The sequence below is a fragment of the Actinoplanes sp. NPDC020271 genome (genome assembly GCF_044388125.1).
GTDB lineage: Bacteria > Actinomycetota > Actinomycetes > Mycobacteriales > Micromonosporaceae > Actinoplanes.
The window spans coordinates 679,169-691,263 of record NZ_JBIRWQ010000002.1; the positions used below are offsets into that span (position 1 = coordinate 679,169).

Annotated in this window: 11 protein-coding genes; 9 read left to right on the forward strand and 2 right to left on the reverse strand. The window is 70.0% G+C overall.

Translation table 11 applies throughout. The features are described 5' to 3' along the window. Positions 1-237 precede the first annotated feature (237 nt). Positions 238-1,266, reverse strand: coding sequence for a LacI family DNA-binding transcriptional regulator (locus ACH442_RS06860; protein ID WP_396336977.1), 1,029 nt, complete (start codon positions 1,264-1,266; stop codon positions 238-240). Between the two features lie 260 nt (positions 1,267-1,526). Here ACH442_RS06860 and ACH442_RS06865 point away from each other — a divergent pair, with 260 nt between their 5' ends. The 9 genes from ACH442_RS06865 to ACH442_RS06905 all read left to right on the forward strand — a co-directional run bounded on the left by ACH442_RS06865 (position 1,527) and on the right by ACH442_RS06905 (position 10,358). Further along, on the forward strand, positions 1,527-2,531 hold the full coding sequence (locus ACH442_RS06865) for a LacI family DNA-binding transcriptional regulator (protein ID WP_396336978.1): 1,005 nt from the start codon (positions 1,527-1,529) through the stop codon (positions 2,529-2,531). Positions 2,532-2,813: 282 nt separating this feature from the next. Continuing rightward, positions 2,814-3,740 carry a carbohydrate ABC transporter permease gene (locus ACH442_RS06870; RefSeq protein WP_396336979.1) on the forward strand — a complete coding sequence of 309 codons (927 nt, stop codon included), beginning with the start codon at positions 2,814-2,816 and terminating at the stop codon, positions 3,738-3,740. Beyond that, on the forward strand, positions 3,733-4,620 hold the full coding sequence (locus tag ACH442_RS06875) for a carbohydrate ABC transporter permease (RefSeq protein ID WP_396336980.1): 888 nt from the start codon (positions 3,733-3,735) through the stop codon (positions 4,618-4,620). The genes ACH442_RS06870 and ACH442_RS06875 overlap by 8 nt, the downstream gene beginning before the upstream one ends. A gap of 38 nt (positions 4,621-4,658) precedes the next feature. After that, the gene (locus tag ACH442_RS06880; protein ID WP_396336981.1) at positions 4,659-5,969 is read left to right on the forward strand and encodes an ABC transporter substrate-binding protein; all 1,311 of its coding nucleotides are present in this window, start codon (positions 4,659-4,661) and stop codon (positions 5,967-5,969) included. Next, positions 5,966-7,060, forward strand: coding sequence for a Gfo/Idh/MocA family protein (locus ACH442_RS06885; protein WP_396336982.1), 1,095 nt, complete (start codon positions 5,966-5,968; stop codon positions 7,058-7,060). Before ACH442_RS06880 ends, ACH442_RS06885 begins: the two co-directional genes overlap by 4 nt. Continuing rightward, positions 7,018-7,920: a PmoA family protein gene (locus tag ACH442_RS06890; protein WP_396336983.1), complete on the forward strand. Its 903-nt coding sequence runs from the start codon at positions 7,018-7,020 to the stop codon at positions 7,918-7,920. The genes ACH442_RS06885 and ACH442_RS06890 overlap by 43 nt, the downstream gene beginning before the upstream one ends. Beyond that, the gene (locus ACH442_RS06895) at positions 7,917-8,582 is read left to right on the forward strand and encodes a cupin domain-containing protein (RefSeq protein WP_396336984.1); all 666 of its coding nucleotides are present in this window, start codon (positions 7,917-7,919) and stop codon (positions 8,580-8,582) included. Before ACH442_RS06890 ends, ACH442_RS06895 begins: the two co-directional genes overlap by 4 nt. Further along, on the forward strand, positions 8,579-9,802 hold the full coding sequence (locus tag ACH442_RS06900) for a Gfo/Idh/MocA family protein (RefSeq protein WP_396336985.1): 1,224 nt from the start codon (positions 8,579-8,581) through the stop codon (positions 9,800-9,802). Before ACH442_RS06895 ends, ACH442_RS06900 begins: the two co-directional genes overlap by 4 nt. A 52-nt stretch (positions 9,803-9,854) precedes the next feature. Next, positions 9,855-10,358: a hypothetical protein gene (locus tag ACH442_RS06905; protein WP_396336986.1), complete on the forward strand. Its 504-nt coding sequence runs from the start codon at positions 9,855-9,857 to the stop codon at positions 10,356-10,358. Position 10,359: 1 nt separating this feature from the next. Here ACH442_RS06905 and ACH442_RS06910 read toward each other — a convergent pair whose 3' ends face one another. After that, positions 10,360-11,523 (reverse strand): MFS transporter, encoded by a 1,164-nt coding sequence (locus tag ACH442_RS06910; RefSeq protein WP_396336987.1) that lies wholly within the window; start codon positions 11,521-11,523, stop codon positions 10,360-10,362. Between the last annotated feature and the right edge of the window lie 572 nt (positions 11,524-12,095).

A 12,095-nucleotide genomic window follows, 5' to 3' on the forward strand; every position in this document is an offset into this window, starting at 1 on the left:
CAAGGTCCCGTGGCTCGTCCCCACGCGAGCCCGCCTCACCGCCCGGCGCCTCACCCTCCCGGCCGGGTTCTCACCGTGGCCATGAGGAACGGACGACCACCGTGAGAGCCGGCCGGGAAGCGCGACCCGCGTGGCTCGCCGGGCCCGCGGATCAGGTCGCGACCTGCGAGGCAGTGCACCCCGGGCGACCACGACCAGGCCGCCGGCCGGGGAGTGGCAGGGGTGCTGGGCAAGGGCTCAGCGGCGAGGTGGGGTGCTGTCGCGGAGGACGACCTGGGTGGGGACGGTGACCGTGTCGCGCGTGTCGGAGGTGAGGGCCAGGTGGAGGGCCCGGCGGCCGAGGTCGTGGAGGGGGACGCGGACCGTGGTGAGCGTCGGGGTGACGTCCTGGGCGGGGGCGATGTCGTCGAAGCCGGCCACGCCGACGTCGCGCCCGGGGACCAGGCCGGCGGTGCGCAGGGCGGACTGGACACCGATCGCCATCACGTCGGTGACGGCGACGATCGCTTCGATGCCGTCGAGTCCGGTTCGGATCAGGTCGGTGGTGGCCTGTTCGCCGCCGTCGCGGCTGAACGCGGACGGGACGGGGAGCGGGGCGTCGAGTCCGGCGGCGAGGAGGGCTTCGGTGAAGCCGGCGCGGCGTTCGCGGGAGGTGAGCAGGCGGTCGTCGCCGTGGACGAGGGCGAATCGACGGTAGCCGCGCTCGATCAGGGCCCCGGCCAGTTGGCGGGCGCCGCCGTGGTTGTCGACCGCGAGGGTCGCGAACGGCAGCCGCGGCTGGGTGAGCAGGGTGATCCGGCCACCGGCGGTGCGGTACGCCTCCAGTTCGGCGATCAGGTCCGGGGCGGAGGGGGCGCCGTCGACCCGGGTGCCGGCGATCAGGATCGCGCGGGGGCGCTGGCCGCGCAGGGTCCGGACGATCTGCAACTCGAGGTCGGGGGAGTGATCGGAAACGGCCAGCGTGAGGATGATCCCGGCCTCTTCGGCGGCCGCGGTGGCGCCGGCCGCGATCGTCACGAAGTACGGGTCGTCGATGCCGTTGACGACCAGTGCGGCCGTGCCGTTGGAACCTTTGGCGATCGCCTGCGCGGGGAGGTCGGGCAGGTAGCCGAGTCGGGCGGCGGCCTCGCGGACACGGTCGGCGTTCTCCCGGCGTACGCTCCGATCGCTGCCGTTGAGAGCGCGGGACGCGGTCGCGTAGGAGACGCCGGCCTCGCGCGCGACATCGTGCAAGGTGACCCGTCGCCGGCCCGGTTCCTGCTCCACGGCGCCGATTGTGCCAGCCGCCGGTGAGCGCCCGCCGTCGCGACGGACAGTATTCTCGTCGCGGCGACCCGAGGCAACTCGACGGCAGCACGACGAGCGCGACGCGCACGGCGGCATACGAGGCGCGACGCGCACGGCAGCACGACGAGCGCGACGCGCACGGCAGCACGACGAGCACGGCGGCATACGAGGCGCGACGCGCACGGCAGCACGAGAATCCGCAGGGAGGGGGAGGGGTGCCGCATCCGGCGAGACCGACCGTGACCCTCCACGATGTCGCGCGCGCGGCCGGCGTCTCGCTCGCCACCGCCTCCCGCGTCCTCGGCGCCAGCTCGCGCAAGGTCGCCGCGGAGTACGAACGCAGGGTCCTCGCCGCCGCCGCCGAGCTGAACTACACCCCGGACCTGTCGGCGCGGGCGATGCGCGGGCGCACCGACACGGTCGCCCTGGTCGCCGACGACCTGACCACGCCGTCGATCGGGATGGTCGTCGCGGCGATGGAACGCCAGGCCCGGACGGTCGGGGCGTTCGTCAGTGTCGCGCAGACCCGGGGTGTCCCGGAGCGACAGTTCGAGACCGTGCGCACGTTGTGCGCGTTTCGCCCGCGGGCGCTGGTGCTGACCTCGACGCGGGTCGAGGGCACCGCGCGCAATGTCCGGCTGATCGAGGAACTGCGCGCGTACGAGCGCAGCGGCGGCCGGGTGGTGATCTACGGGAGTGTCGATCTGCCGTTCGACTCGGTGCGTTTCGACGACCGGGCCTCGGCCCGCCTGGTCGGTGAGCACCTCGCCGCCACCGGGCATCGAAGAATCCTCATCCTTTCCGGTACGCCGGATCGGGCCTTCGCCGCGGAACGTCACGCCGGGTTCGTGGCCGGTCTGGCCGGTGGCGACATCGACGCGGTCGAGTGCGAGGTCAGCCGGCAGGGCGGTTACGACGCGGTGATGACCGCGCTGGCCGCCGGCCGTCTGGACGGGGTCGACGCGGTCGTCGGCGTCAACGACGTGGTGGCGATCGGCGCGCTCTCGGCCTGCCGGGACGCGGGGATCGCCGTGCCGGGGCGCCTGTCGGTGACCGGTTTCGACGACGTCCCGCTGGCGTCCGACGTGACCCCGCGCCTGGCCACGCTCGCCCTCCCGCACGCCGCGAGCGGTGCCCGCGCCGTCGAGATGGCCCTCGCCGAGGTAGTTCCCGGGCGGGCGCCGATCCGCGAGGTGGTAGTCGGAACGTTCCTCCCCCGGGAGAGCTGCGCCCCGCGCCGCTGACCCCCGCCGCGGCCGTGGTGCAGCCCGGCCCGATCACGACCGTGAGCGCCGGTCACCGTGCGGGGCGTGGTGGGGCGGTGGTCCCGGCGGGCGGGACTCGCGACGTACGGGAAAAGGCTCTTGATCTGCTCATGGGGGTTGAGACGGGCATGGGGGACCGTGGGCCGGCTGCGGGTTCACATATCGATGAGTTTGCTGTGATCCGGCGGAAACACTTGACGTGTGGCGGGCGGCACATTCAGACTCTGGAATACGTTTTCCCACTGGCCGGAAGGAGGGTGCGTGAGCAGCCTCGGCGAGCTCCAGCGACTCGGCGCCTCCACGGCCGGCCCGCCGCGCAGACGGGACAACCGGGCCGCGTTCTTCTTCCTGTCACCCTGGTTCGCCGGGCTGATCCTGATCACCGCAGGGCCGGTCGCGGCTTCGTTCGTGCTCGGCTTCACCGACTACAACCTGATCCAGCCGCCCGAGTTCAACGGCTTGGAGAACCTCCAGCGGATGCTCCACGACGAGCGGCTGCACCACGCACTCGGCGTCACTTTCACGTATGTCTTCGTCTCCGTCCCGCTGCAACTCGCCTTCGCGCTCGGCCTCGCGCTGCTGCTCGACCGCGGGATGCGCGGGCTGGCGTTCTACCGTTCGGTGTTCTACCTGCCCAGCCTGCTCGGCACGAGCGTCGCGATCGCGGTGCTGTGGCGGCAGATCTTCGGTGCGGACGGCCTGATCAACCAGGTGCTGGGCTGGTTCGGGATCCACGGGCAGAGCTGGATCTCCGACCCGGACACGGCGCTGTCCACGTTGATCGTGCTGAACGTGTGGACGTTCGGCGCCCCGATGGTGATCTTCCTGGCCGGGCTGCGGCAGATCCCGACGATGTACTACGAGGCGGCCTCGGTCGACGGCGCGTCGAAGGCCCGGCAGTTCCGCAGCATCACGCTGCCGCTGCTGTCGCCGATCATCTTCTTCAACCTGGTCCTGCAGATCATCCACGCGTTCCAGTCGTTCACCCAGGCGTTCGTGGTTTCCGGCGGCACCGGCGGGCCGTCCGACTCGACGATGTTCTACACGCTCTACCTGTATCAGCGCGGTTTCCACAGCTTCGACATGGGATACGCGTCCGCCCTGGCCTGGCTGCTGCTGGTGATCATCGCGATCTTCACGGCGATCAACTTCTGGGCCTCGAAGCGATGGGTCTTCTACGATGACTGACCTGAAGGAACGCGTGGCCCCGGTGGTCGAGGAGGCCGTGCCGATCAAGTCCCGGCCGGTCGCGAGCAGCATCGCGAAGCACGCAGGCTTGATCGTGCTCGCGCTGATCATGCTCTATCCGGTGCTGTGGATGGTCGTCAGCTCGCTGCGGCCGAACAACGAGATCTTCCGCTCGCCCGGCCTGATCCTGAGCGGCCTGCGGATCGAGAACTACTCCGAGGGCTGGACCGCGCTGGCCTCGCCGTTCGGGCACTATCTGATCAATTCGGCGATCGTCGTGGCCGGCTGCGTGATCGGGAACCTGGCCTCCTGCTCGCTGGCCGCCTATGCGTTCGCGCGGCTGGAGTTCACCGGCAAGAAGGTGTTCTTCGCGATCATGCTCGGCACGATCATGCTGCCGATCCACGTGATCATCGTGCCGCAGTACATCCTCTTCTCCCAGCTGGGCTGGATCAACACGTTCCTGCCTCTGGTGGTGCCGAAGTTCCTGGCCACGGACGCGTTCTTCGTCTTCCTGATGGTCCAGTTCATCCGTGGGCTGCCGCGCGAGCTGGACGAGGCGGCCCGGATCGACGGCGCCGGCCATCCGCGGATCTTCCTCCGGGTGGTGCTGCCGCTGATGCTCCCGGCGCTCGCCACCACCGCGATCTTCACGTTCATCTGGACGTGGAACGACTTCTTCAGCCAGCTGATCTACCTGACCGACCCGGACATGTACACCGTGCCGGTGGCGCTGCGGTCCTATGTCGACGCGACCGTGTCGACGAGCTGGGGCTCGATGTTCGCGATGAGCGTCGTCTCGCTGCTGCCGGTCTTCCTCGCCTTCCTGCTCGGCCAGCGCTTCCTGATCAAGGGAATCGCCACGACCGGCATCAAGTAGATCTCCCGTATGGCCTCTTCCTAAGGACGTGGTGAGGTATGAAACGATTCACGCGCCGAGAAGCCCTTGTCACCGGCCTGTCGCTGGCTGCCGGCACCGCCCTCGCGGCGTGCGGCGGCAGCGGAGGCGGCAGCGCGAACGGCGACATCTCCGATGAAGCGGTCACGCTGCGGTTCACCTGGTGGGGCTCGGACGCCCGCCACAAGCGCACCCAGCAGGTGATCGACGCGTTCACCAAGGCCCACCCGAACATCACGATCAAGGGCGAGTTCAAGGACTGGAACGGTTACTGGGACGCGCTCGCCACCACCGTCGCCGCCAACGACGCGCCCGACATCATCCAGATGGACGAGCTCTACCTCGCGTCCTACGCCGAGCGCGGCGCCCTGCTCGACCTCAAGACCGCCGACAAGCACCTGACCACCGCCGACTTCGACGCCAAAGCGCTGGCCACGGGGGCGATCGACGGCAAGCAGTACGCGATCCCGACCGGTCTCGCCGCGTACTCGTTCGTGGTCAACACCGACCTGCTCGACAAGTACAAGGTCGCCGCCCCCGACGACGCGTCCTGGAGCTGGGACGACCTCAAGAAGGTCGCCGACCAGGTGTCCAAGGCGTCCGGCGGCGAGGTCACCGGCACCCAGTCGCTCGGCTTCGACATCGGCGGCGTCAACATCTGGGCCCGTCAGCACGGTGCCGCCCTCTATTCGCCGGAGGGCAAGGTCGTCATTCCGCCGGACCTGCTCGCCTCGTTCTGGCAATACCAGGTCGACCTGGCCCAGGGTGGCATGGCGCCACCGGCCTCGGTCAGCGTCGAGCGGGCCGGCGCGGCGCTCGACCAGTCCGGAACCGCGACCAACGTGTCCGCGTTCGGGTCCTGGTGGAACAGTCAGCTGACCTCGCTCGCGGCGGCCAGCGGGCAGAAGTTGAAGCTGCTCAAGCTGCCGGGGGAGGCGCAGGCCGCGTCGCCCGGCGCCTACTACAAGCCGTCGATGTTCTGGTCGATCTCGTCGCGGTCGAAGCAGCCGGCCGAGGCGGCGCTCTTCATCGACTTCCTCGCCAACAGCCAGGAGGCGGCCGACATCCTGCTGACCGACCGGGGCGTGCCGGCGAACACCAAGATCCGCTCGGCGCTGGTGCCGAAGCTGACCGGCAACGACAAGGCGGCGGCGGAGTACCTCGACGCGATCAAGGTGGGCGACTCGCCGCGCGTCACGCCGAACGGTGCCAGCGACGTCGAGCAGATCCTCAAGCGCTACACCGAGGACGTGCTGTTCGCGCGCAGGACCCCGCAGGACGCGGCGACCGGCTTCATCAAGGAGCTGCAGGCCGCGATCGATGCCGCATGAGGTATCGCGCGGCGATCGTGGGGACCGGGGCGATCGCGACCGCTCATGCCGAGGCGCTGCGTCAGCACGCTGACCGTATCGAGCTGGTCGCGGTCGCGGACGTGGTGCCCTCGCGGGCCCAGGCGTTCGCGGAGGCGTGGGGCACCAAAGCGGCATATCCGGATCTGTCGGAGCTGTTAACCACCGAGGTGCTGGACCTGGTCCACCTCTGCACCCCGCCGTCCACCCATGCTCCCATGGCCCGCGAGTGCCTCCGCGCCGGAGTGAACGTGCTGATGGAGAAGCCGCCGACGCTGTCGTTGAACGAAATAGACGCTATCTCCGAGATCTCGGACAAGGCGGCGACGGTCTTTCAGCATCGCTTCGGCTCCGGCGCCGTGCGACTGCGGAAACTCATGAAGACCGGCGCGCTGGGACGGCCGCTGTTGGCCACCTGCCACACCCTCTGGTTCCGCGACGACGAGTACTACCGGGTCCCGTGGCGCGGCAAATGGGAGACCGAGGGCGGCGGCCCGACCATGGGTCACGGCATCCACCAGTTCGACCTGCTGCTCTCCATCCTCGGCCCGTGGGAACGGGTCACCGCCATCGCCGCCCGCCGTTCCCGTCCGGTCGAGACCGAGGACGTCTCGATGGCCCTGGTCGAATTCGCCGACGGCGCGGTGGCCTCGGTCGTCAATTCCGTCGTGTCACCCCGGCAGACGTCCATGCTGCGATTCGACTTCGAACACGCGACAGTCGAACTGGAGCACCTCTATGGCTACAGCGACGCCGACTGGACGATAACCCCCGCCCCCTCGTACGACGACCTGGCGCACTCCTTCCCCCGGGAAAGCGCGGCGAGGAGCAGCCACGCCGACCAGCTCGCCGCGATTCTCGACGCTCTCGACGCCGGCGAACCCTTACCGGTCACGCTGCCCGAAACCCGCCTGACCATGGAGTTCATCGCCGCCCTCTACGCCTCGGCGGCCACCGGGAAACCGGTGCGCCGGGGCGAGATCGGCCCGGATCACCCTTTCGCCGCTCGCATGAACGGAACCGGAATCACATGGCAGAACTGCGCGTCGACCACGCTCTCGAACGGTCGGTGACGGTCTCGGCCGGAGACGCCGAGCTCTTCACGTACGTCTACCGGCCGGACACCGTCCAGCTGGAGTCGCCGAAGCCCTATCTGCACCCGATCCGCACGCTCGCCGGGGACCTGGTCTCGCTGTTCCGCCCGCACGACCACGTCTGGCACAAGGGCATCGCCTGGTCGCTGCCGCACGTCGGTGAGCACAATTTCTGGGGCGGCCCGACCTACGTCCACGGTCAGTTCTACGTGCAGCGGCCGAACAACGGCAGCGCGGTACACCGGCGCATGCTGGAACTGGACCGCGGCCGCCTGGTGCACGAGCTGGACTGGCTGTCGCAGGCCGGGGCGCCGGTGATCGCTGAACGGCGTGCGCTGACGTTCCGGCTGGCCGACGACGTGAGCTGGGCTCTGACGTTCGACACGTCGCTCACGAACGTCTCCGGTGCGACTCTCGCGTTCGGGTCGCCGACGACGAAAGGGCGGGAGAACGCCGGTTACGGCGGACTGTTCTGGCGCGGCCCGCGTTCGTTCACCGGCGGCGTGATCCGGTCGCCGTCGGCCAGTGGCGGGGATGAACTGCGCGGGGAACGAGCGGAATGGTTCGCGTTCCGGGGAAGCCACGACGGCAGCGACCGGCGGTCGACCGTGCTGCTCGTCGACGACACCGCGAATCCGCATCACCCGCCGCAATGGTTCGCCCGCAGCGAGCAGTTCGCGTGCCTCAATCCGGCGCCGTTCTTCAGCGAGGAACTCGACCTGCCCGATCAGAAGACGGTCCGATTCCGGTACGCCGTCGTGGTCGCGACCGGTGAGCCCGAAGCGGAGAAGCTGGCCGGGCACGGTCGCGCGGCCCTGCACGCGGCGGCGGCCCCGTGACCACGTTCCCCGGCGGCACGTCCGTGACCCGGGTGTCGGTCTACGACGAGGGCGGCACCCCGCACCTGCACACCACGTCCACCGAGGCGTACGTGGTGATCGCCGGCACCGGCGCGGTCCAGACGCTCGACCCGTCCGGCTTGCGCGAGACGCCCCTGGAACCGGGCAGCACGGTCTGGTTCACGCCGGGCGTGATCCACCGCGCGATCAACCACGGCGGCCTGGAACTGCTGGTGGTGATGTCGAACGCGGGGCTGCCCGAGTCCGGCGACGCGGTGATGACCTTCCCCGCCGACGTGCTTGCCGACCCTGACCGTTATCGGTCGGCAGCGCTGGTGCCGGCCGACGACGCGGAGAACGCGGTGCGAGCCCGTCGCGTGCTCGCCCTCGACGGGTTCGCGCGGCTCGAGCCGGCCGGCCTGGCGGACCTCTACGAACGGGCGGCGGCGCTCGTCCGGCCGCACGTGGAGCAGTGGCGGGAGATCGTGCGCGCGCAGCCGCCCCGATCCGACGCGGTGCTCGACGCCCTGGCCGCCGGGGACAGCCGTCACCTGGGGAAAGCCGCCGTCTTCAGTGCCCCCGAGAGCGATACCCGGGGGTGGGGGATGTGCGGCCGGCTCGGGACTCACGACGTACGCGATCCGAAGGGAAGTGATCGATGACACGGCGCTATGGCATCGTCGGGCTCGGACACCGGGCGCAGATGTACCTGGACGCCCTCGCCGGCGAGTGGCGCGACACCGGCCGGATCGTCGGCTTCTGTGATCCGAACCGGACACGGATGGCGCACTACAAGGATCGGCTCGGCGTGCCGGTGCGTTTCTACCGCCCGGACGAGTTCCCGGCGCTGCTGCGCACCGTCGACGCGCTGATCGTGACCAGCGTCGACGCTACCCACGCGGACTACGTCTGCGCGGCCCTCGACGCCGGGGTGGACGTGATCGTCGAGAAACCGCTGACGATCGACGAGGAAGGGTGCGCCCGGATCGCCGCGGCGGCCACGCGGAGCCCGGCGAAACTGGTCGTGACGTTCAACTACCGCTATTCGCCGCGCAACTCGGCGGTGAAGGAACTGGTGGCCTCCGGGCGGATCGGGCGGGTCACGGCCGTCCATTTCGAGTGGTTCCTCGACACTGTCCACGGCGCCGACTACTTCCGGCGCTGGCACCGGCGGCGCGAGTTCTCCGGCGGCCTTCTCGTGCACAAGTCGACGCACCACTTCGACCTGGTGAACTGGTGGCTCGGCACCGCGCCGGAGCTCGTCTTCGCGCAGACCGGGCGGCATTTCTACGGCGCCGAGAACCGGCCTGCCGACGCCGGGGACTTCACGATCGACCTCGCCGGCGATCCGCGGCTCAAGGCGCTCTACCTGGACGCGCAGCACGACGACGGATACGACCGGAACCAGGACGTGTTCGGGGACGGGGTGGACATCGACGACACGATGTCGGTGCTGGTCCGCTATGCCGGGTCGGCCGTCATGACGTACGCGCTGAATGCCTATTCGCCCCGCGAGGGATACCGCGTGACCATTTCCGGCACCAAGGGCCGCCTCGAACTCGACGTGTGCGAACGGGCGTGGGCGCCGCCGCGGTCGGCGATCGACCCCAGTGCCGACCGCGGCGCCTACGAGCGGCTGACCGTTCAGGATCACTGGCGGCCGATCGAGGAGATCCCGATCGTGCCGGGCGCCGGGGCGCACGGCGGTGGCGACGCGTTGCTCCTCGACGACGTGTTCCGCGGGCCCGGTGAGGACCCGCTGGCGCGGCAGGCCGGCTGGCGCGACGGGATCCGCAGCGTCCTGACCGGCGTGGCCGCCGATCGCTCGGCGCGGACCGGCCGCCCGGTGCGGCTCAGCCCGGAGGGCCTCACGCCGGGCTGACGACGCATCTATGATCACGCCTCGGCGGAACGTGACGACGGGGGAGAACCGAGTGGGTGTGCCGAGGTGGATCCGGCTGGGGGCCGGTCCGGTGGTGGTGCTGGGCGTGATCGCCTACGGGCTTCTCGGCTCCCGCTATCTCCCGCACGACGACGGCACGGCGGTGGCCGACGCGGTCGGGAAGTGCGCGACCAGGCCGGACACCGTGCGGGACATCCTCGCCGAGCCGATCCTGCAGAAGGCGCCGCGACCGGACCGGTTCGGCGAGGCCGACGACAAGGAACTGCTCTGCTCCGGGTCCGGGTTCCTGGCCTCGGTCAGCCTGCCGCTGAGCGGGTCGGTCGAGCGGGACGAGGTGCTGGACTTCTACCGGAAGCTGGCCGAGGGGACGGGGTGGCGGCCGGTCGACCGGGACTACGGGATCTACTCGGCGCTCAAGGACGCGCCCGGCGGCTGCCCGTGGTGGTTCTCGATGACGACCGAGCCGTACGGATTCCACCTGCGCGTGGTCTACCTGCCGAGCGGCGCCCCCGCGGACAAGTGCGCCTGGAAGTGACTCAACCGCCGGCCGGGACCAGGATCGGGACGCGACGCAGGGCACCGGCGAGGACGCCGCTCACCGCCACGAACACCGCGGCCAGCATGACCACTCCCGGCCAGCCGGCGGCGGACCAGGCCGTACCGGAAATGCTGGAGAAGATCGACGAACCGGCGTAGTAGGCGAAGAGGTAGAGCGACGCCGCCTGCGCCGCCGGAACGTCACCGGCGTGCGCCCGCACCGGAACCCAGCCGCTGGCCAGGCCGTGCACGCAGAAGAAGCCGGCGGTCAGCACGGCCAGTCCGGCGATCAGCACCGGCAGCCGGTCCGGCAGGGTCAGCAGCAGACCGAGCAGCATCAGCGCACACCCGAACGGCAGCACCGCCCGCCGTCCGAATCGGTCAGCGAGCCGCCCGGCCAGCGTCGAGCTGAGCGTGCCGGCCGGGTAGACCAGGAAGACCGCGCCGGCCGCCGCCGGCCCCAGGTCGAAGGGCGCGGCGGTCAGCCGGAACCCGATCGCGTTGTAGACGGCGACGAACGCGCCCATCGCGCATGCGCCGACCGCGTACAGGCTGATCAGGGCCGGGTCGGTGAACGCCCGCCAGGTCATCGCGGCCGACCGTCGGCGCGTGAAATTGCCCGACGGCGGCAGCGTCACCAGCACGAACACGGCGCAGAGCAGACCGAGGAGGGCGACCGCGGCGAGCGCCCAGCGCCAGCCGAACGCCCCCGCGACCGTGCCGGTGACCAGTCGCCCGGCCATGCCGCCCAGTGCCGTGCCACCGATGTAGAGCCCGGCGGCGCGCGCCTGGACCCCGGCCGGCAACTCCTCCCGCAGGTAGGCGGTGGCGACCGCGGGCAGCCCGGCGAGCGTCACCCCCTGCAGCAGCCGCAGGCCGAGCAGCACATGCCAGCCCGGCGCGACCGCGCAGCCCAGCCCGACCAGCGCGGAGAGCATCAGCGACAGGTGGATCAGCGGGGTGCGGCCGACCTTCTCCGACAGCGGCCCGGTGACCAGCAGCGCGACGCCGAGCCCGACCGTGGCCAGCGACAGCGACCACGCGCTCTGCGCCGGGGTCACGCCGAACGCGGCGGAGAGCTCCGGCAGCACCGCCTGCGTGCTGTAGAGCAGGGCGAACGTCGCCACACCGGCGGCGAACAGGGCGAACGAGGTGCGTCTCACCGATCCAGCTTCGGCACCGGAAGCCGATGCGTCCAATGCATGACAGTCATTGACACAATGCGTGGGACGTATGATGAGCGTCGTGCAGATCGAGGACCTCCGCGGACTCCTGGCCCTGGGTGAGCATCGCCACGTCACCGAGGCCGCCGCTGTAGGTTTCCGTCTCGGATGACACTTTCCCAAGATCTTTTCACCGACAATGTCACTAACTTCAAGATGTTGTCATCTGAGAGCTCGACGTCTCCGAGATCGATTTATCGCTACAAGAGTGATCGGGGGACTTGCTGTGCCGCAGCCTCGCTGTAGGCGTTGGCGCGGGGCATGAAGGTTGAGGCCGCCTGAAGGGATCCGTGCCGGTAGGGGCCTCTGAGCGCGACACCGACCGAATCGATTCTCGCCAACCAGAAGAGGCCTAACACTAGGCGCCTGGGTTAACTTTCCATCCCCATCTAGTAAACCTTCGCGCGGGTGCGGCAGTTCTGCCGTCTCGCCGTGTGACGGAAACACCGCTCCGATGCCCATGCATGACCTTCGTCAGTCTCTGGCTGCGCCATGGTCTGCTGGCGGCGCTT

What these genes read in the sequence shown, in the direction of transcription:
- ACH442_RS06875 (WP_396336980.1), top strand. Translation starts at nt 3,733, where the DNA reads ATGACTGACCTGAAGGAACGCGTGGCCCCGGTGGTCGAGGAGGCCGTG.
- ACH442_RS06880 (WP_396336981.1), top strand. Translation starts at nt 4,659, where the DNA reads ATGAAACGATTCACGCGCCGAGAAGCCCTTGTCACCGGCCTGTCGCTG.
- ACH442_RS06885 (WP_396336982.1), top strand. Translation starts at nt 5,966, where the DNA reads ATGAGGTATCGCGCGGCGATCGTGGGGACCGGGGCGATCGCGACCGCT.
- ACH442_RS06890 (WP_396336983.1), top strand. Translation starts at nt 7,018, where the DNA reads ATGGCAGAACTGCGCGTCGACCACGCTCTCGAACGGTCGGTGACGGTC.
- ACH442_RS06900 (WP_396336985.1), top strand. Translation starts at nt 8,579, where the DNA reads ATGACACGGCGCTATGGCATCGTCGGGCTCGGACACCGGGCGCAGATG.